Genomic DNA, 19,529 nt, shown 5'->3' on the forward strand with positions numbered 1-19,529 from the left:
GCTTACAACTCTTTAATCGCGTTGTACTCGCGCTCCAAGCTAAGGCGCCGCGCATTGGCTTGGGTGGCGGTCAACTGGCCCATATCGAGATCTGATTCAAACTTGCGGATGTTTTGGGCTAGTTTTTGCTGCTGCTGGTGGCGGAGTTGCGCGGTGTGCCGTTCCGTAGCCGACTTGGATCGCGCCAGTTGATCAATTCTCCTGGCCATTGCCTGATTACGGGCTTTAAGCGAGGCCAGCTCGCGCCGTTGCACAGCCACCTCGTCGGCCTTCATGCGGCGGGTACTTTCCAATGACTCGTTTTCCTCGCGCAGGGCACGTAACTCGCTCAGAGATTGATTCCGCTCGCCGTGCAACTGCTGTTGACGAGCGTCGTAATCGCCGGATGTCAGGCCACGCACGCCACCGAAAAAACCGTCCGAATGGGGATCATTGCCGGGGTCAGTGGCGCAGCCGGCCAGTGCTAAGCCAAGACAGACGATAAAAGCGCCGAATCGTGTCATGGGTTAAAAACTCCTCATGCTCGAAAGAGATCGTAGGGTAGGGTGACAGGTGAGCAGGTCGCAGTCAGATCGACATGCTGTCGTAGACTTTTTGCAAGTTGACGACGTTTTGCCCGGATTGCTGGCGGGTTCTTTCCAGCTTCGTCACATTGGTTTCAAGCTGTCGAGTGTACCGGTCTTGCGGCCCGCGCTGCTGCCGCGCTTCTTGGTGAACTTGCTTGGCATCCGCCAGTTGCGTTTGCGCGAGCTGATTGACTTGCTTGGCCTTAGCTAATTGCTTTTCCAGGCTGGCTTTCTGGGTGGCGAGTGACTCGCGCGTTGCCCGGCCCGCCCGATACTCGCGGGCCAACCGCGCCGATTCGCGGTCGAGTCGCGCGATCTCCCGGTCAAGGTCCTCATTCTGGGCATCCGCTTCGGCGATGAATTCTTCGTTGCGTTCGATTTCGGCGACTAGAAAATCCTCTTCGCGCGCGTACTGAGCTTTGCGGTCAGCGACTGAGCTGCCGATCCCGGCGCCGATCAAGCCACCCGCCGCCGCGCCGATCAGTGCGCCTTTGCCTTTATCGTGATCGCTGACGGCAGCACCGAGCAAACCGCCCAGTATCGCACCGACTACGGCACCCTCGGTGACGGTCCGTTGTCGATCATTGGTGACATCGCCGGCCGGGGTCGTCGCGCAACCGGATAAAATGGCGCCCACGACCATGACGGGCAAGATATTTTTTTCTAGCGATTTGATGGGCATGGGGATCTCCAGGCCAGGGTGGTAAGAGATTGCATAGTGTGACAACCCACGAAAAGCTTAATTCCGTGAGACGAGAGAGCCAATCGAGCGATGACGGCTGCAAGATGCATCCTGAGATTCATGCAACGCTTTTGCTGAAGGAGCGTAAGACTGACTTATTGTAGTACCGGCAAATGAATGCTGGTGGCATTCCAGACGGCTGGGGGTGTATTGGCGCAACTGAAGACCAGTAACCTCAAAAAAAGATACACTGTTTCCAATGAGGGAGAGCAGAAAATGCCGCTGCCTGTTCGTGAATGGACGTGTAAGCTGGCCGGTGAGGTGACTCGTTAGTCCAGATTGGGCTTTCGTTAAGCGAGCATTCACGGTCAATCGCGAACTCTTTTCTTTCTCCGCTAAACCGCAAAATTCCAGTCTACTTCCAGCATGAAATCCATGACTCGCGCGTGTATCGCACGCTTCTCGCCAGCCCAACCGGGCCGGTTCCTTGGTTTTTGGTTGATTCCGCTGTTGGGCTTGTTGTTGGCGGCCGCCACAGCCTGGGCCGAACCCCGTACTGCGCTGGTGATCGGAAACGGCGCTTACCCGGAAGCACCCCTTAAAAATCCGGTCAACGATGCGCGGGATATGGCCGCAAAGTTGCGCGACCTGGGGTTTCAGACCATCGAACGCTTGGATGCCGACCGCCAGTCAATGCGGCTGGCGCTGCGGGAATTTGAACAGCGGCTGCGCCAACAGCGTGGGGTTGGACTGTTTTATTACGCTGGCCATGGCGTCCAGCTTAAAGGGCAAAACTACTTGATTCCGGTTGGTGCGGATATCCGGCAGGAATTTGAGGTTCCCGACGAGGCGGTGGATGCAGAGGCGGTGTTGCGGGCGATGGAATCCGCCGGTAACGAGCTTAACATCGTGATTTTGGATGCCTGTCGCAATAATCCCTTCGTGCGCGGTTATGGCGCCGGGGGCCGAGGATTGGCGCGCATGGATGGGCCAGCAGGAACCTTTATCGCCTATGCGACCGCGCCTGGTGCGATTTCCCAGGATGGAGGTGATGGGCGCAACAGCCCTTACACACGCGGTCTACTGGCGGCGATGAACACCCCCGGTCTGAGCTTGGAGCAAATCTTCAAACAGGTGTTGGTGGCGGTGGAGCGGGAGACCGGCGGGGCACAAATCCCGTGGGTCGCCTCTTCTTTGCGCGGCGATTTTTTCTTCAATCCGACGCCTTCCGTACCGCTCTCGGCTCCGGTAGCCAGCACTGCGCCAAGTTCAACGGCAGCACCTGACCCACGCACCCAAGCGGGGTCGGCCGCTCGACCGGCGGGAGAAACTCCAGCATCGGCTAACCCAACGCCCGCCACGCCGCCGCCGGCCAATCCCACTGCGCCGCTGGAGCCATCACTGGTGAACGTGGCGGGGGGGGGTTCGCCATCAGCCGCGCGATCCGATCAGCTTGGTGGCTTTTCGCCGGTTTGCCGAGGAGACCAGCCGCGCCGACCGTTATCCTGCGACCGACGAGGAGCGCGGGGCGGCGGTGGTCACCTGGAAGGAAGCGACCGATTATGCGGTATGGTTAACGTCGAAAACCGGCCACCAGTACCGGTTGCCGACTGAAGCCGAGTGGGAGCGTGCCTTCCAGCCCGGTGCGAATGCGCCGGACCCCGCCAGCCGAGATCGGGAATGGACCTGCTCGGAATATCGACAGACCTATGGTGGGCAAGAACAGCGTTGCGCGGATCGGCTACCGGAGGCTGTGGCGATTCGCGGCCACACCTGGCGAGCGGGCGCCGATCCGCTCAGCGATGATCTGGAGTTTCGGGTCGTGCGGCTTCCGTAAACGATATCAGAGCGTGGATTTTTCCGGTTCAGTCGTGAGCTACGACTCCCAGACCTTTAGTCTGGCTGGCGAAATAGGCGGCCAAGTCGGCGATATCTTGCTCAGAAAGGGGGATGACCATTCCCTTCATGACCGGGTTGGTGCGCTTACCCGATTTGTAATCCTCCAAGGCTTTTTGCAGATAATCCTCGTATTGGCCGGCTAGACGCGGGTAGAGAGCGATGGGGCCGTTGCCGTCCGGGCCATGGCAAGCCGCGCAGGAGACACTTTTTTTCTTGCCGCTGGCGGCGTCACCGCGCACCGGGTTGGGCGTGACGATTATCTGTAGACCAGACAAATACGTCGCAATGTTCTGAATATCTTGCTCGGTTAGGACTGCGGCGTTGGCGTGCATGGTTGGATGAAAGCGTTCGCCGCTTTGGTATCCTTTCAGCGCAGTTACTAAATAATCCAGATGCTGGCCGCCCAAGCGAGGCACATGATAGGTTGGATAGGCATTGGTATAGCCTGGAATGGCGTGACAACCGGTACACGTTTCAAATTTAGCTTTGCCAGCAGCCACATCGCCTGCGGCCTGCGCGCTGCCAGCCGAGACGCCGAGTAGGGCCAGGGTCAGAAACAGTCGTGGTATGAATCGAATCATGGAAAACCTCGCAATTGCTAGCGCTATTAAAGCCAAAGTGGGTGGATATGGTTTCTGTCTAGCGATAAGACTAAGCCATCACCGCTTTTTTACAAGTCAGGAGATGCCGGGTCTCTTGGTTAACTGAAATTGTCTTAAAATTGTGGAGACCGTTTATCTGCTCTCCAGTTTGTCATCCTTTCGCCGTTATTCAGTCCAGTGGAGCTTGCCATGCCCGATTACCGATCTCGCACTACCACCCACGGCCGCAACATGGCCGGTGCTCGCGCCCTCTGGCGGGCCACCGGTGTCAAGGATGGCGATTTCGGCAAACCGATCATTGCCGTGGCCAATTCCTTCACGCAGTTCGTCCCTGGGCATGTCCATCTCAAAGACTTAGGCCAATTGGTGGCGGGCGAGATTGAGCGGGCCGGTGGTATCGCTAAGGAATTCAATACGATTGCTGTCGATGACGGCATCGCTATGGGCCATGGCGGCATGTTGTACTCATTGCCATCGCGCGAGCTGATCGCCGATTCGGTCGAATATATGGTCAATGCCCATTGCGCCGACGCGCTGGTGTGCATTTCCAATTGCGACAAAATCACACCGGGGATGTTGATGGCGGCTATGCGCCTCAATATTCCGGCGATCTTTGTCTCTGGTGGGCCGATGGAAGCGGGCAAGACCCGATTAGCCGAAACCAAGCTGGATCTGGTGGATGCCATGGTCGCAGCCGCCGATGATCGCATTGATGATGCCACGGTGACAGAATACGAGCGTTCGGCGTGTCCGACCTGTGGTTCGTGCTCCGGGATGTTCACCGCCAATTCAATGAACTGCTTGACGGAGGCATTGGGTTTGAGCCTGCCGGGGAATGGCTCCTTGCTCGCAACCCATGCGGATCGTCGGGAGTTGTTTTTGGAGGCCGGGCGGCGCATCGTCGCGCTGACGCATCGCTATTACCAAGACGGTGATGCGTCAGTATTGCCACGAGGCGTGGCGGGATTCAAAGCCTTTGAGAATGCGATGAGTCTCGATATCGCCATGGGTGGCTCCACTAATACCGTACTGCATCTGTTGGCCGCAGCCCACGAAGGCGGGGTGCAATTTACCATGCGCGACATCGACCGATTGTCGCGCCGGGTGCCTAACCTGTGCAAGGTCGCTCCCGCCACCCAGCACTATCACATGGAAGATGTCCATCGGGCCGGTGGGGTGATGGCCATTCTTGGGGAGCTGGATCGCGCCGGTTTGCTGCACCGTGAGGTGCGCACCGTCCATGCTGAGACTCTGGCCGAGGCGCTGGATCTTTGGGATATCGCGCGTCCAAGCGCCACCGCCGAAGCTCGCCTGCGCTATTTAGCGGGACCTGCCGGCATCCCGACCCAAGAAGCCTTCAGCCAAAACACGCGCTGGCCGAGTCTGGATCTGGATCGTGCACAGGGCTGTATTCGCAATCGAGGCCATGCCTATTCTCAGGATGGGGGATTAGCGGTGCTGTTTGGCAACTTGGCCGAGGAGGGTTGTATTGTCAAGACCGCTGGTGTGGACGAGAGCATCTTGGTCTTCCGGGGAACTGCCCGCGTCGTGGACAGCCAGGAAGACGCAGTTGCAGCGATTTTAGGTGGGAAGATCCAACCCGGCGATGTCGTTGTGATCCGTTATGAAGGTCCCAGAGGTGGGCCGGGTATGCAGGAGATGCTCTACCCGACCAGCTACCTGAAATCCAAGGGACTGGGCAAGGTCTGTGCGCTGGTTACCGATGGCCGGTTCTCCGGTGGTACTTCTGGGCTATCCATCGGTCACGTCTCGCCGGAAGCGGCTGAAGGTGGGGCCATCGCCTTGGTGGAAGAAGGCGATCCTATTGAAATTGATATCCCGGCCCGCTCCATTCGCTTGGTGATCGCCGATGACGAGATGAAAAAGCGGCAGGCAATGGCGATGGCGCGCGGTGTGTCGGCTTGGAAGCCGGCCAACCGGCAACGACCGGTATCGGCGGCTTTGCGCGCTTATGCCGCCATGACCACCAGCGCCGCCCAGGGCGCTGTGCGCGACATCGCCCAGGTAGAGCGCTAAACTTGCCAAGGTTTAGTTACAACCAAACGCTGCCTGGTGGTGATCGATCAAGCTAAGGTGGTGCGGTGAGAGAGGCCCGGCGCCCTTGCCCGATCCAATCGTGCGAGGGATGCCTTGAGGAGAGAGGCGATGAATCAAGCCGACGCTCAGGATAATCAGGATAATCAGGATAATCAGCGCGCCATTCTGGTCAATCATTTGAAACTGGTTGACGATTTGTGGCAAAAACTGTTCTACGTCAAATGGAGCACGAGATCTTTTGCGATGCTGGAGCGCTTGGCGCAAGACATGCTCCAGTGTGCCCAAAGCGACGGCGATGAGCAGTTGCTCAAGCTCATCATCCAATTGGAACATCATGTCAAGAGTTGTCTGGCGGCGGCCGGTTTACCCCAGGAATCCGACCGCCAGCGGCTAACTGCGCTGATCGAGGCCCTGCATGAGGTGTTGGCCACCGGCAAGGAAGGCAGCCGCTATGACCAGCCCCTAACCCTTGCCCGCTTCACGCCATTTCCCCAAATCGTTCTGATAACGCCCGATGAAACGACGACGACGCTGGCGAAGCTGGACGAGCCTCGCTATCAGGTTCTTCGGATCAACGACTTAACCGAGGCTGAACGCTATCTGCGCGAGCGGCCACCGGGAGCGGTGATTCTTGATGTGGATTTTCCTGAAGGTCCGGAACGAGTTCTGGAGCTGATCGCCAATCTGCGCGCTCAAGCCTATCTACAGGTTCCGTTGTTGGTTTGTTCTGAGCGCAGCGATATGGCTGCGCGTTTGGAAGCAGTTCGGGTCGGGGCGGCGGCCTATTTCAGCAAGCCAGTGGATCATGATGAATTGTGGGGGGTACTGGGTGAGCTACTGTTACCCCAGATGGCAGCCAATTATTATCGGGTTCTGATCGTCAACGACCGGCCCAGCGAGGCGTGGGAAATAGCCGGTACTCTGGAAGAACAGGGGGTGACCCCCCTGGTTGTGATCCAACCCCTGCAAGTTCTACAAGACATCCACCGATTTCGGCCCGATTTGCTGATTATTGATCTGGATATCAAGGAGGTGGCCGGCGCCGAATTGGCGCAAGTGATCGCGCAGCATCGGGAGTGTGATTTTTTGCCCATTATCTTGCTGTGTTTCCAGGCGGATATGGCGCATTACCTGGCGAACTTGGATTTGCCGGGCGCTACGCTGCTAGTCAAGCCGATGCCGCCGAGCCATCTGTGCTGGGAAGTCAAGCAAAGGGTACGCCGCTCGCGTTCTGTGCGGGTGAGGTTAAGCGCGCTGTCTAATAGTGATGGTGTCAGCGGTTTTCACAACCGCCGCCGCTTCCTGATGCTGTTGGAGCAGTCCTTCGACACGCTGGGACTACGCGCCCGGTCGCTAGCGGTGCTGTTGGTCGTGCTCGATAATCTGCATTCGATCCGGGATGCCGCTGGAGTGGCGACGGCCGACGAGATCATCGGGCAGGCGGCTAGCCGCTTGCACCAGGTACTGGCGCAGGACCAGCACGCTGCACGGTTCGGCGATGCCGTTTTTGCGGTGATGGTCCCCAATCTGGTCGGAGAGCCGTTGATGCATCTGGCGCGCCGCATCCGAGACACCCTGGAGAACGGCTATTACAAAGTCGGTGAACAAGCGTTGCTGGTGCGCATTCGTGTCGGCATGGCGGTGGCCACTGATCGCACGCAAGATCATTTGATGCTGGTGCAGCGGGCGGATTCGGCTTGCACCATGGCGCGGGAGGCGAAGAGCGAACGCATTTACGCTCACCAGAATATCTTGGCTGTCAAGCGCGATCAGGAGATCTCCTCGCGGACGCAGCTTCTGGAACAGGTGCAGGATATTTTCGATCACGAGCGGCTTTGGCTGGTTTTCCAGCCTATCGTCAGCATTCGTGGCGATGCAGTTGAACGCTATGAAGTATTACTGAGATTGCGTGACCGCCAGAATCTGGAAATCGTACCAGGCAGCGTGTTTGGGGTAGTTCACAACCACCAACTAGGGTTGAAACTGGACCGTTGGGTGATTGAGCACGCGATTGAGGTGTTACGGCAGCGGCGGTCACCAATCACGCTATTTATCAAGATTCTGCCCATCACCTTGCAGGATCGCACCTTGAGCACTTGGCTGCGGGGACGCCTGGAACAAGCTGAGGTGGAGGCTGAACGCATTGTGTTCGAAGTCGCCGAAGCGACGGCGGAACGCAGTTTACGCGATATGTTCGGCTTTCTCGGCGGCATTAAATTATTGGGCTGTGGCTTCTGTCTCGACCGCTTTGGACGTGGCTCGGACTCTTTGGGATTGCTCAAAAATCTGGGTGCCGATTACGTCAAGCTGGATATGTATTTAGTCAATGGCCTGGCCAGAGATCGGGCGAAGCAGGCCCAGCTTCAGGATCTGGTGCAGAGCTTGGAGGCGCTGGGCGCCGCCACCATCGTCGGTGGCGTGGAAGATGTCAAAACCATGCCGATTCTATGGTCGTTAGGCGTTAACTTGATCCAGGGCTTTTTCTTGCAACAGCCGTATCGTGAAATGAGTTACGACTTTGCGAATGCGGCCTTTTAATCATGCCCTGAGTTGCGAGTGATCGATTCAGCGGCCAGCAGCGTTTGATAGCCTTCGCGGTAGCTGGGGTAGCGAAATTGGAAACCGCTGGTACGCAGACGCGCATTCCGACAGCGCTTACTCGCTCTTAGGCGTGCTGCGGTTTCATTTCGCGTGGCGCCGGGTTTCAGGGGCGCTAGCGGGGCCGCTGGCGGGTTAGGTACGCCCAGTTGCGTCGCCAGCCAGCAGAGGACCTCATCCAACGGTGCCGGCTCGTCATCGACCCCAATGTAGAGGGATTGTGGGTCCGGCAGGTCGAGCAAGTGATGCAGTACACGCGCACAATCGTCGCGGTGGATGCGGTTGGTATAGATCGGGGCACCGGTTGGCCGAGTGGCGCTGCCATTGCGTATGCTGTCGATCAGGCGCGTGCGGCCTGGTCCATAAATGCCGCCGAAGCGCACGGCGACCGCAGGCCATGGGCTATCCCAGATCAATTGTTCGCCTTCTCGCAGACAGCGACCGCTAAAGCCGTCGGCCGTGGCCGGCGTGTTTTCATCCACCCATTCCCCCTGATGCTGGGCATAAACCGACGTACTGGAGACGAACAATAACCGTTGCGGCTGCTGGCCCCCTGCGCGCAGCGCCTGCAATAGATGGCTTACGCCGCTGACATAGGCAGCGCGATAGGCCACCTCAGTGAAGTTGGCGGCGGCCGCGCTATAGATGACGCTATCCAAAGCCGTCGGCAGCCGGTCTAGTGTTGCCGGATCGGTGAGATCGGCGGCTAGCGGGTGGATTGTCGGCGGCAGGTCGGCGGGCTGGCGTTTCAGCCCCCACACGTCATGGCCGGCGGCGTGCAAATTCTGCCCCAGCGCCGTGCCCAAGTCGCCGCAGCCCGCGATCAGAATGCGTGCCATGGTCAAAACCTCTTCAATTGAAGCGTGAGCTTGCAACCTTTACAGGTCAATGATGAATGCTGATGAGTTTGGCCAGCGGGTTTTGGAGTGGTTCGATGCGCACGGTCGTAAGCATCTGCCCTGGCAGCAAAATCCTACGCTCTACCGGGTGTGGGTGTCGGAGATCATGCTCCAACAAACCCAGGTCGTCACGGTCGTGCCCTATTATCGACGATTCGTGGAGCGATTTCCCAGTATTCGGACCTTGGCGGAAGCCGATTTGGATGAGGTCCTGAGCTTGTGGGCGGGGCTGGGTTATTACGCGCGTGCCCGCAACTTGCATCGGGCAGCGGGTATCTTGCGCGACCGGCATGGCGGCGAGATGCCGCTGGACATCGCGCTAGTCCAAGCGCTGCCGGGGGTTGGCCGCTCGACGGCCGGTGCGATTCTCGCGCTCTCGACCGGGCAGCGGCAGCCGGTTTTAGATGGCAACATCAAGCGCTTGCTGTCACGGTTTGCCGCAGTGCCAGGCTGGCCGGGCCAGGCGTCGGTATTGGCACGCTTGTGGACGTTGGCGGAGTGCTACACACCCACTGAGCGAGTGGCGGATTACACGCAAGCGATGATGGATCTTGGGGCTTTGGTCTGTGCACCGCGTCGGCCGGATTGCCGCCTCTGTCCGTTGGCGATGGGCTGCGTTGCCCATGCTCAAAACCGCGAAATGGATTTTCCGGGCGCCAAGCCACGTCGTGATTTGCCGGTACGGGCCACTCGTATGGTGATGGTGCGCTTGGCTACACGCGAAATTTTGCTCGAACGCCGACCCCCGGTCGGTGTGTGGGGTGGCCTTTGGAGTTTTCCAGAATGCCCGTTAGAGGCCGATGTCGTGGATTGGTGCCAGGAGCGCTTGGGTTTAAGGGTGGCCATCCAGCCGTTGTGGAAGAGCTTGCGGCACACGTTCAGCCATTTCCATCTGGATATCACCCCGGTGCCGGTGATCGCTGAGGCTGAGTGCGCCAAGGCCGTCCTGGAAGGGGAGCGGTTTGTCTGGTATAAAAGCGATGACGTCCAACGATTGGGCATGGCGGTGCCGGTCAGATTATTGCTAACGGCGCTGACAGATGATTTGCTGAACTATGAGGATAGAAACGAGTAATGGCCCGGTCAGTGAAGTGTATCAAGCTCGGTATCGAAGCGGAGGGCTTGGACCGCCCGCCCTATCCGGGCGAACTCGGCAAGCGGATTTTTGAGAACGTGTCGAAGCAGGCGTGGCAAAGCTGGTTGCGTCAACAAACCATGTTGATCAATGAGTACCGGCTAACGCCGTTTGAGCCTAAAGCCCGCCAATTTTTGGAAGAGCAGATGACGCAGTTCTTTTTTGGATCTGGAGTAACTTTACCCGAAGGGTATGTACCGCCCAAGGAATGAACGCCCTTGACGCGAACGGTGCGAATTGCTTAAATGCGCATCTTTCGCGTAATGCGATTTGGCCAGGTAGCTCAGTTGGTAGAGCAGCGGACTGAAAATCCGCGTGTCGATGGTTCGATTCCGTCCCTGGCCACCATTTGTGAACCAGCTTTTTGTCTATTGCCTCTCCTCAGTGTTTGTTCATTCTTCAGGTGCTGTGTGTAAACTTTTCCCATCGCTTGTTAGAGTAGCGTTGCGCGTGTGCGCCTTTCCTCATAGAATACCCAGCTTTTGCGGTGCGTCTTGACCGCGACTCCTTGCCTCACCGCGCTGCGGGAGGCTCTTTAGTGCATCCGTAAGGAGCCTTGATGCGACATTATGAAATTGTGTTTTTGGTCCATCCCGACCAAAGCGAGCAAGTTCCCGCGATGATCGAGCGTTACCGTGTGATGATCGAGGAAGACGGTGGTCATCTGCATCGTCTGGAAGACTGGGGGCGCCGTCAGCTCTCTTATCCCATCAACAAAATCCACAAGGCACACTATGTTCTTATGAATATCGAGTGCAGCCTGACCGTCTTGCGGGAAATACAAAGCGCTTTTCGGTTCAACGACGCCGTTATCCGTAATCTGGTTATTGAGCGCGATGGTCCTGAGACTGAGCCTTCGCCGTTGATCAAATCCCGCGATGAGCGTGAGACCCACAGTGATCGCGATGGCCAGGGAGAGCGCGAGAATCGCATTGACCGCGATGAGATTGATGACGACGAAGTAGACGCAGACGAAGAAGTCGCCTGAGCTATTGTCGCCCTTGAACCGTTATGCCCGCCGTATCGGCTACTGATAATTGCCTCATTATTGCGGGTTATGTAGTTGGCCAGTGCGAAATGCGCACTTCACCGGCTGGCGTTCCCATCGGTCGTTTCCTGTTGGAGCATCGCTCAAGCCAAATGGAAGCCGGTTTGGCGCGTGAGGTCTACTGCCGAATTCCGGTGGTCGCCTGCGGCGCACCAGTTGCCAATGTGGTGTGCGATCTGGTGCCGGGAGAGGCCGTGCGAGTGCGCGGTTTCGTTGGGCGGGCTAATAACCGGGAAGGTGAATACCGTTTGGTCTTACACGCCGCTCACATTGAAATATTTAATGCAGACTAATCCAGCGCTACCCCATTGAGGTTCAACCATCATGTCGCGTTTTTTTCGTCGTAAGAAGTTTTGCCGCTTCACCGCAGAGGGTGTCAAGGAGATCGACTATAAGGATATCGCCACCCTGAAAAACTACATCACTGAAACAGGCAAGATCGTACCAAGTCGCATTACCGGTACTAAAACCCGTTATCAGCGTCAGCTATCAGTCGCGATCAAGCGGGCGCGATTTCTCGCCCTGTTACCCTACTGCGACCGTCACTGACACTTGCGTTTACGTTAATCAGCCTGCTTAGCACTGGAAACGCTCACAGTGCGCTCGCTTGCTGCCTTCATCATGCGAGGCCGGGCTTCGGCGGCGCTGGTTGCCGCCAGCTCGGCGGTGCTGTTTTTGGTGTTTCCCCCCTTTTTGGTGGTATCGGGCGCGGCTATCGCCCTGGTGACCTTGCGTCAGGGAGCAACCGCAGGTATCGGGGTCATGGCCTTAGGCGGTCTAGCCGCCGTCGGCGTGGTTTCGCTGGCCTGGGGGGAGGCTTGGCCATTGGTGCGTATTCTGGTGCCCTGCTGGCTTGCCGTTTGGCTGCTGGCGCTGGTGCTGCGTGAGACCGTATCACTGTCCCGGATGTTTCATGCGGCCGCTGCTTTAGGGGTGGTGGGATTACTCGGTTTTTATTTCGCCTTGGGCGATCCTACGATTTGGTGGCCTAATGTGCTGGAAAACATCCGACGTGGGTTGTCGGGTGCGGCTGCGGGGGGCGCCATGGCCGATGGTGCGGGGCTGGACGATTTATTGGTGATGCTCAAGGGTTGGGCGCCGTATCTGCCAGGCCAGGTGATCAGCGCGTTGTTGTGGCTGGTCTTGGCCGCCGTGTTATTGGGCCGTTGGTGGCAGGCTACCCTGTTCAATCCGGGCGGCTTTCGGGCCGAGTTTCATGTCATGCGTCTGGGCCGGCCTCTGGCGCTATTCACCTTGGCGGTATTTGGGATCGGGGTGCTGGCGGGTTGGCCACCGCTGAGCAATGTCGCGCTGATTTTGGGGGCATTGTATACCATCCAGGGGATCGCACTGGTTCATGCGATTTTGTTTAAATTGCAGCTCTCACCCGCGTGGCTGGTGCTGTTTTATCTACTGCTCGTCCCGCTGTTGTCGCAAGCGGTGATGGCATTGGGCGTCGCCGATGCCTGGGCCGATTTCCGACAGCGGATTCGGCCGCGCTCAAGCAAACATTAAAGTCTCTTTGGAGTGATTGATGGACATCATTTTGCTGGAAAAAATCACCAACCTCGGCGCGCTGGGCGACCGGGTGAAAGTCAAGCCGGGTTATGCCCGCAATTTCCTGATTCCTACTGGCAAAGCCACTGAGGCGACCCCGGCCAATCTGGCCCGCTTTGAGGCGCGCCGTGCCGAGTTGGAGCGCGCTGCCGCCAATGCCCTGTCTACGGCGCAAACCCGCGCCGCGCAACTGGCCGAGCTGATCGTCACGCTCTCAGTGAAAACCGGTAGCGAAGGCCGGCTGTTTGGCTCGGTCAATGCTGCTGATATCGCCGGTGCTGTGGCGGCGGCCGGGATTGAGCTACAGAAACAGGAAGTGCGGCTACCGGCCGGCTCGATTCGCCAGATCGGCGAATACGATGTGGATCTCCATTTGCATAACGAAGTCAAGAGCCAAATTCGGGTCAACGTCATCGCCGAAGCTTGATCCTCGTTTTGGCGGAACATCCGCGCCGGGTTGCGCTAGACTAAAGCTGTTCCCCGCGCGGCTAGCCCACATACCGCAGCCTTGGCAGGGAGCTTGGAGGCCGTACCGCAGGAGAGCCACTGCGGACGGCGGATCACCGGTTTCATTCCGAGAGTTCCGTCATTGCACCCCGTCACCCCGTTTCCCAATCGAAAGGATACCGCTGCGGAAGCACTGCGGGTGCCGCCGCACTCGCTTGAAGCCGAACAGGCAGTGCTGGGCGGTCTGATGCTGGATGGCACGACCTGGGATCAGATCGCCGACCGTCTGGACGAAAGTGATTTTTATCGCAATGATCACCGTCTAATTTTTCGAGCGATCCGCCACCTCTCGGAAAACGGCAAGCCGTTCGATTTTTTGACGCTCGCCGACTGGCTGGAAGACAACAACCAGTTGGAGGATGCCGGCGGCTTACCTTATCTGGGCGTGCTGGTACGAGATGCGCTGAGCGCCGCCAACGTGCGCGCCTATGGCGACATTGTGCGTGAGCGTGCGATCCGTCGCGATATGATCCGCATCGCCACCGAGATGGCCGACAGCGCCTATGACCCCAAAGGGCGTGACAGCAAGCAACTGCTCGACGATGCCGAGAAACGGGTGTTCGCTATCGCCGAACACGGCCTGCGTACCCAGCAGGGATTCAGTAATATCAAGGAGTTGTTGACGCGCACGGTCGAGCGGATTGATCTTTTATTCCAGTGTGATAACCCCATCACCGGCATTCCGACCGGTTGGCCCGATTTCGACGAAAAAACCGCCGGTCTGCAACGGGGTGATCTGATTGTGATCGCCGGGCGACCCTCCATGGGTAAAACGGCCTTTGCGATGAACATCGCCGAATTTGCGGCGATCCAGGCGAAATGCCCGGTTGCGGTCTTCAGCATGGAAATGCCGGCCGAGAGTATTATCATGCGCCTGCTGTCCTCGCTGGGCCGAATCGATCAGCACAAAGTCCGTACCGGTCGCTTGGATGATGAAGATTGGCCGCGGGTGACCTCGGCCGTCACCATGCTGTCAGAGGCCCGGCTGTTTATCGATGACAGCTCCAATCTCAGCCCGAATGATCTGCGCGCGCGCGCCCGGCGTCTGCACCGTCAGGAAGGGCAACTGGGGTTGATCGTGGTCGATTATCTGCAATTGATGCAAGTGCCCGGCACCAACGAGAATCGGGCTACCGAAGTGTCCGAGATTTCCCGCTCGCTCAAAGCGTTGGCCAAGGAGTTGGCGGTGCCGGTACTGGCGCTCTCCCAGCTCAACCGCACCTTGGAGCAGCGCGGCGATAAGCGGCCGATCATGTCGGACTTGCGGGAATCGGGCGCTATTGAACAAGACGCCGATCTGATCTGCTTCATTTACCGCGATGAAGTTTATAACCCCGACAGCCCGGACAAGCGCAAGGCCGAAATCATCATCGCCAAGCAGCGCAATGGCCCCATCGGCATGGTGCCTCTCACCTTCATGGGCCAATACACTCGTTTCGAAAGCTATGCTTCCGAATCCCATCCAGTGAGCACCAAGCATTTGCCAAATCCAGCGGGCAATCCGAAATCCAGGGGCGGTCCCGCGCAAGCACCCGCCCATCCGGGCGGACGCCCAGCCCCAGCCCCAACCGGCAGTGGCGACTAGAAGAAGAGAGATGAATTCTTTGCCGAGCGCTATTTGGCGGTTTGGCCGAGCGCCAAGCATCCTGTGCGGTATCTACCGATGACCGGTAAGGGGCGTGTTGTCTACGTCTGCACCGAGTGTGGCGCACAAGCCAGCAAATGGTCGGGCCAGTGCGGAGATTGCGCCGCATGGAATACACTTCAGGAAACCATTGCTCCGCCTATCGCCCCGAAAGGGGGAATAAAACCAGCCGGTTATGCTGGCCCGGCCGCTGCCGCAGAAGTGCGGGTTTTGGCCGAGGTCAACGCCACAGCCGAAATTCGCCAGTCCTGCGGTAACGCTGAACTGGATCGGGTGCTGGGCGGGGGACTGGTCAACGGCTCAGTGACACTGATCGGTGGTGATCCGGGTATCGGCAAATCCACGCTGCTGTTGCAGGTGTTGACCGATCTGGCCGCACGGGATCGGACGCTGTACGTCAGCGGCGAGGAATCTCCCCAGCAAATCAGCCTGCGTGCCCAGCGTTTACAATTACCCCGCGACCGAGTGCGGCTATTGCCGGAAATTTGCGTCGAGCGAATTCTGGCCATTGCCGAGAGCGAGCGGCCGCAAGCCATGGTCATCGATTCGATTCAAACGGTATTCACCGAGCGACTGCAATCGGCGCCAGGCTCGGTGGCCCAGGTGCGGGAAAGTGCGGCCCAACTGGTGCGTTTCGCCAAAGCCAGCGACACGGCGCTGTTCCTGGTGGGGCATGTGACCAAGGAAGGGGCTATCGCTGGGCCGCGGGTACTGGAACACATGGTCGATACCGTGCTGTATTTTGAAGGCGATCCCGGTGGCCGGTTGCGGGTGTTGCGGGCGGTGAAGAACCGTTATGGCCCGGTCAACGAACTGGGCGTGTTCGCGATGACCGAGCGGGGCTTGAAGGAAGTCAATAATCCGTCGGCGATTTTTCTATCACGCCATGAAACGCCAGTGGCGGGTAGTGTGATTATGGTGACCCGCGAGGGAACCCGGCCGCTGCTGGTGGAGATTCAAGCCCTGGTCGATGAGTGCCATGGCGGCAATCCCCGACGGGTGACACTGGGCCTAGAGCAAAACCGTCTGGCCATGCTGTTGGCGGTGTTGCACCGCCACGGTGGGGTGGCGATGTACGATCAGGATGTCTACGTCAATGCGGTGGGCGGAGTGCGAATCAACGAGACGGCGGCTGATTTGGCGGTGCTGCTGGCGGCGCTGTCCAGCTTTCGTGACCGGCCGTTACCGATTGATCTGGTGGTGTTTGGTGAGGTGGGGCTTGCCGGCGAAATCCGCCCGGTTCCCAATGGTGAAGAGCGGTTGCGGGAAGCAGCCAAGCATGGTTTCAAGCAAGCGATTGTCCCCCGCGCCAATCTGCCTCGGCGTGGTGATCGGCTGGAGGGTTTGACGATGAGGGGGGTCAATCGCTTGGCCGAGGTGCTGGGAAATTTTTAATGAAAGAGTTCGTTTTAGGCGGTGCCCGTTCGGGCAAAAGCGCGTTCGCCCAGCGTAGGGCGCTGGAGAGTGGCTTACAGGTCATTTATTTCGCCACTGCCGAAGTGGGTGACGCGGAAATGGCCGAGCGTATTGCCCGGCATCGCGCCGAACGGCCCGCTGAGTGGGGCTTGGTCGAGGAACCGCTGGATCTTGCGGGTGCGCTGCGCCGCTACGCTGCCCCAACTCATTGTCTTCTGGTCGATTGTCTTACCCTGTGGCTTTGCAACTTGCTGGCTGCCGGAGAGGATCGGCTGCACGCCGAGACCACCGCTTTGCTGACCACGTTGGCCGATTTGCCTGGTCAAGTGCTGTTGGTCAGCAATGAGGTCGGGCAGGGCATCGTTCCAGACAACCCGCTCGCCCGACAATTTCGTGATGAAGCCGGGCGCCTGCATCAGGCGGTCGCTAGCCGCTGCGACCGCGTGATCTTCGTGGTGGCCGGCCTGCCTCTTACCCTCAAGGATCATGTCGCATGAGCCTTTCCTGGTATGACAATCCGGCTGCCAGTCTTGACCAGAAAACGCTGGCCGCCGCCCGCGAACGCCAGTCGCAATTAACCAAGCCGCCTGGCTCACTGGGGCGCCTGGAGGAAATCGGTATCACGCTGGCGGCCATGCAGGCAACCCAGCACCCACGCATCGATAAGGTTTGGATCAGTGTATTTGCTGGTGATCACGGCGTGACTGCGGAAGGCGTATCGGCCTTTCCCCAAGCCGTTACTGCTGAGATGGTCCGCAATTTTTCTGCTGGTGGCGCGGCGATCAGCGTCTTGGCTGGCGAATGGAATGCGCGGCTGGAAGTGGTGAATGTGGGTACGGTGGCCGAGTTGGAGGAATTGCTGGGCGTGATGGATGCCCGCGTTGGGCCGGGTACGGCCAATTTCGTTTCCCAGCCGGCAATGACCGACGAGCAATTGCAAGAGGCATTAAACGCGGGTCGTGCTGCCGCCGAACGCTGTGCGATCAATGGCGCGCAATTGTTTATCGGCGGTGAAATGGGCATCGGCAATACCACCAGCGCGGCGGCGGTCGGTTGTTGCCTGTTGGCGCTACCCGCTGACCGATTGGCCGGCCCCGGCACCGGTTTGGATGCCGTGGGTGTCAATCACAAGGCGCAGGTGATCGAGCGGGCGCTCGCCCATCATCGCCAGGATGGCTCGCTCCAGGATCGACCACTGGCCGCGCTGCGGTGCTTGGGTGGTTTCGAGATCGCTGCCTTGACGGGTGCTTATGTGCGCTGCGGTCAACTGGGCGTGCCGGTCCTGGTGGATGGGTTTATCACCACTGTCGCCGCATTGGTGGCGGTGCGGCTGCGCCCGGAATTGGCGGCGTGGTTGTGGTATGCGCACTGTTCTGCCGAGCCAGGCCACCGTGGTTTGTTAGAAGCGCTGGCGGCCAGACCGCTGCTTGATTTGGGAATGCGGCTTGGTGAAGCGAGCGGTGCGGCGGTGGCGATGCCCATTCTGCGCGCTGCTGCTGCCTTACACGCCCGAATGGCCACCTTTGCCGAGGCGGGGGTATCGCAGGGATGAGCGTGTTTACCACCGTGGATTTATTGCGGCACGGCGAGCCTGAAGGAGGCCAAAAATTTCGGGGTGCCATCGACGATCCTTTGAGCGCGCTCGGTTGGGAGCAGATGCGCACAGCGGTGGGTAACTACCAGGCTTGGGATGCAGTGATCAGTTCACCCTTGATTCGCTGCGCCGCGTTTGCTCGTGAGCTGACTGGCCGGATTGATAAGCCCTTGACGATAACCGGTGGCTTCAGTGAACTGAGTTTCGGCATCTGGGAGGGACGGGCTGTTGCCGAGGTCAATGCAGCCGATGCGCAAGCGCTAGGCCAATTTTGGCGTGATCCAGTCGGTCATCCCATCCCGCAAGGTGAACCGGTTGCCGATTTCGACCGGCGGATCGGCGCGGCTTGGGATGGTCTGTTGCGAGATTATCAGGGCCAGCATGTGTTACTGGTTGCGCACGGTGGTGTTATCCGCATGATCCTCCGCCGGCTACTGGATATGCCTTTGCACCGCATTTGGCGGATTGAAGTCCCCTATGCCGCGATCAGCCGGATTCGTCGGCATTGTGATCCCGAAGCCGAGCCGCATTTAGTCTTCCATAACGGTCATTTGGCATGATTCGCGCCTTCATTCTGGCGCTGCAATTGCTCACCCGTTTACCGGTACCGCTGACAGGTCTACCGCCACGCCCCGAGGAATTGGGGCTTTCGGTGGTTTTTTTCCCGGTGGTTGGCCTTTTGCTTGGCGCATTGCTGGCCGGATTGCACACTGTGCTGTGGTTAGCCGACCCCGGTGTGCTGGCAGGGTTGGTGTTGACCGCATGGGTACTGTTGACGGGCGGCTTGCATCTGGATGGCTTGGCCGATACGGCCGATGCCTGGATCGGTGGGCAGGGCCAGCGGGAACGAACCTTGGAAATCATGAAGGACCCGCGCAGCGGCCCTATTGCCATCGTCGCGGTCGGATTGGTTTTGCTCAATAAATTTACTGCACTACAAGTGCTGCTGGCCGGCGATGCCCGCGTGATCCTGGTATTAACGCCAATCTTGGCGCGTGCGCTGATGGTTTTGTTGTTAGTCACGACGCCTTATATCCGGCCTGAGGGACTGGGTTCGCCTTATGCACGCTATTTGCCCCGCGTAAGCTGTGGCTTGCTGGTGCTGGTGATCGCGGTGAGCACCCTGGTTCTGCTTCAGTGGCAGGGTGGGGTGTTGCTCGGTATTTTGGGGTTGAGCTTTCTTGCTATTCGTCTGGCGTTGATGCACCGACTGGGTGGTGTAACCGGGGATACCTTGGGCGCAGCCTGTGAACTGGCCGAGACCATCATTTTATTGACCTTGGTGCTCGTGACGGATTTAGAGCTTTTCTAGACTTTGCGGGA

Annotated in this window: 21 protein-coding genes and 1 tRNA gene; 18 read left to right on the forward strand and 4 right to left on the reverse strand. The window is 58.7% G+C overall.

Going from position 1 to position 19,529, the window contains the following annotated elements:
• Window positions 1–2: 2 nt before the first annotated feature.
• The gene (locus BN873_RS09355) at window positions 3–503 is read right to left on the reverse strand and encodes a hypothetical protein (RefSeq protein ID WP_048673223.1); all 501 of its coding nucleotides are present in this window, start codon (window positions 501–503) and stop codon (window positions 3–5) included.
• A gap of 64 nt (window positions 504–567) precedes the next feature.
• Window positions 568–1,248, reverse strand: coding sequence for a YMGG-like glycine zipper-containing protein (locus BN873_RS09360; protein WP_048673225.1), 681 nt, complete (start codon window positions 1,246–1,248; stop codon window positions 568–570).
• A 435-nt stretch (window positions 1,249–1,683) separates the two neighbouring features.
• On the opposite strand from BN873_RS09360, the gene BN873_RS20870 reads away from it, so the two are divergent.
• Complete coding sequence (locus BN873_RS20870) at window positions 1,684–2,862, forward strand: caspase family protein (protein WP_053085288.1); 1,179 nt, start codon at window positions 1,684–1,686, stop codon at window positions 2,860–2,862.
• The gene (locus BN873_RS19425; protein WP_242434404.1) at window positions 2,783–3,085 is read left to right on the forward strand and encodes an SUMF1/EgtB/PvdO family nonheme iron enzyme; all 303 of its coding nucleotides are present in this window, start codon (window positions 2,783–2,785) and stop codon (window positions 3,083–3,085) included. Before BN873_RS20870 ends, BN873_RS19425 begins: the two co-directional genes overlap by 80 nt.
• Window positions 3,086–3,113: 28 nt before the next feature.
• On the opposite strand, the gene BN873_RS09375 is transcribed toward BN873_RS19425, so the two are convergent.
• Window positions 3,114–3,728: a c-type cytochrome gene (locus BN873_RS09375; RefSeq protein ID WP_048673230.1), complete on the reverse strand. Its 615-nt coding sequence runs from the start codon at window positions 3,726–3,728 to the stop codon at window positions 3,114–3,116.
• Window positions 3,729–3,938: 210 nt separating this feature from the next.
• On the opposite strand from BN873_RS09375, the gene ilvD reads away from it, so the two are divergent.
• On the forward strand, window positions 3,939–5,786 hold the full coding sequence (gene ilvD / locus BN873_RS09380; RefSeq protein ID WP_048673232.1) for a dihydroxy-acid dehydratase: 1,848 nt from the start codon (window positions 3,939–3,941) through the stop codon (window positions 5,784–5,786).
• Window positions 5,787–5,915: 129 nt separating this feature from the next.
• Window positions 5,916–8,345: an EAL domain-containing response regulator gene (locus tag BN873_RS09385; RefSeq protein ID WP_048673234.1), complete on the forward strand. Its 2,430-nt coding sequence runs from the start codon at window positions 5,916–5,918 to the stop codon at window positions 8,343–8,345.
• Here BN873_RS09385 and BN873_RS09390 read toward each other — a convergent pair.
• Complete coding sequence (locus tag BN873_RS09390) at window positions 8,342–9,244, reverse strand: SDR family oxidoreductase (protein ID WP_048673236.1); 903 nt, start codon at window positions 9,242–9,244, stop codon at window positions 8,342–8,344. The two genes, BN873_RS09385 and BN873_RS09390, sit on opposite strands and share 4 nt — an antisense overlap.
• Window positions 9,245–9,293: 49 nt before the next feature.
• On the opposite strand from BN873_RS09390, the gene mutY reads away from it, so the two are divergent.
• The 14 genes from mutY to BN873_RS09460 all read left to right on the forward strand — a co-directional run bounded on the left by mutY (window position 9,294) and on the right by BN873_RS09460 (window position 19,518).
• Entirely contained in the window at window positions 9,294–10,379 is a 1,086-nt protein-coding gene (gene mutY, locus BN873_RS09395; RefSeq protein WP_242434405.1) for an A/G-specific adenine glycosylase, read from the forward strand.
• Window positions 10,379–10,651: an oxidative damage protection protein gene (locus tag BN873_RS09400; protein WP_048673240.1), complete on the forward strand. Its 273-nt coding sequence runs from the start codon at window positions 10,379–10,381 to the stop codon at window positions 10,649–10,651. The genes mutY and BN873_RS09400 overlap by 1 nt, the downstream gene beginning before the upstream one ends.
• Window positions 10,652–10,711: 60 nt before the next feature.
• Window positions 10,712–10,787 (forward strand) — tRNA-Phe (locus tag BN873_RS09405).
• A 211-nt stretch (window positions 10,788–10,998) separates the two neighbouring features.
• Window positions 10,999–11,427 carry a 30S ribosomal protein S6 gene (rpsF, locus tag BN873_RS09410; RefSeq protein WP_048673242.1) on the forward strand — a complete coding sequence of 143 codons (429 nt, stop codon included), beginning with the start codon at window positions 10,999–11,001 and terminating at the stop codon, window positions 11,425–11,427.
• 23 nt (window positions 11,428–11,450) lie between these two features.
• A complete protein-coding gene (gene priB / locus BN873_RS09415; protein WP_048673244.1) occupies window positions 11,451–11,780 on the forward strand; it encodes a primosomal replication protein N in 330 nt (109 codons plus the stop codon).
• 31 nt (window positions 11,781–11,811) lie between these two features.
• The gene (gene rpsR, locus BN873_RS09420; protein WP_048673246.1) at window positions 11,812–12,036 is read left to right on the forward strand and encodes a 30S ribosomal protein S18; all 225 of its coding nucleotides are present in this window, start codon (window positions 11,812–11,814) and stop codon (window positions 12,034–12,036) included.
• A 48-nt stretch (window positions 12,037–12,084) separates the two neighbouring features.
• On the forward strand, window positions 12,085–13,002 hold the full coding sequence (locus tag BN873_RS09425) for a DUF2232 domain-containing protein (RefSeq protein ID WP_048673248.1): 918 nt from the start codon (window positions 12,085–12,087) through the stop codon (window positions 13,000–13,002).
• 19 nt (window positions 13,003–13,021) lie between these two features.
• Entirely contained in the window at window positions 13,022–13,471 is a 450-nt protein-coding gene (rplI, locus tag BN873_RS09430; protein WP_048673250.1) for a 50S ribosomal protein L9, read from the forward strand.
• Between the two features lie 162 nt (window positions 13,472–13,633).
• Window positions 13,634–15,136 carry a replicative DNA helicase gene (gene dnaB / locus BN873_RS09435; RefSeq protein WP_071244107.1) on the forward strand — a complete coding sequence of 501 codons (1,503 nt, stop codon included), beginning with the start codon at window positions 13,634–13,636 and terminating at the stop codon, window positions 15,134–15,136.
• A 78-nt stretch (window positions 15,137–15,214) separates the two neighbouring features.
• Window positions 15,215–16,591, forward strand: a complete 1,377-nt coding sequence (gene radA, locus BN873_RS09440) for a DNA repair protein RadA (protein WP_048673252.1) — start codon at window positions 15,215–15,217, stop codon at window positions 16,589–16,591.
• The gene (gene cobU / locus BN873_RS09445; protein ID WP_048673254.1) at window positions 16,591–17,109 is read left to right on the forward strand and encodes a bifunctional adenosylcobinamide kinase/adenosylcobinamide-phosphate guanylyltransferase; all 519 of its coding nucleotides are present in this window, start codon (window positions 16,591–16,593) and stop codon (window positions 17,107–17,109) included. The genes radA and cobU overlap by 1 nt, the downstream gene beginning before the upstream one ends.
• On the forward strand, window positions 17,106–18,164 hold the full coding sequence (gene cobT, locus BN873_RS09450; protein WP_048673256.1) for a nicotinate-nucleotide--dimethylbenzimidazole phosphoribosyltransferase: 1,059 nt from the start codon (window positions 17,106–17,108) through the stop codon (window positions 18,162–18,164). The genes cobU and cobT overlap by 4 nt, the downstream gene beginning before the upstream one ends.
• Entirely contained in the window at window positions 18,161–18,766 is a 606-nt protein-coding gene (locus BN873_RS09455) for a histidine phosphatase family protein (RefSeq protein ID WP_048673258.1), read from the forward strand. The genes cobT and BN873_RS09455 overlap by 4 nt, the downstream gene beginning before the upstream one ends.
• Window positions 18,766–19,518: an adenosylcobinamide-GDP ribazoletransferase gene (locus BN873_RS09460; RefSeq protein WP_102047024.1), complete on the forward strand. Its 753-nt coding sequence runs from the start codon at window positions 18,766–18,768 to the stop codon at window positions 19,516–19,518. Before BN873_RS09455 ends, BN873_RS09460 begins: the two co-directional genes overlap by 1 nt.
• Window positions 19,519–19,529 lie beyond the last annotated feature (11 nt).

It is taken from the genome of Candidatus Competibacter denitrificans Run_A_D11 (genome assembly GCF_001051235.1).
In the GTDB taxonomy this organism is placed as follows: domain Bacteria; phylum Pseudomonadota; class Gammaproteobacteria; order Competibacterales; family Competibacteraceae; genus Competibacter_A; species Competibacter_A denitrificans.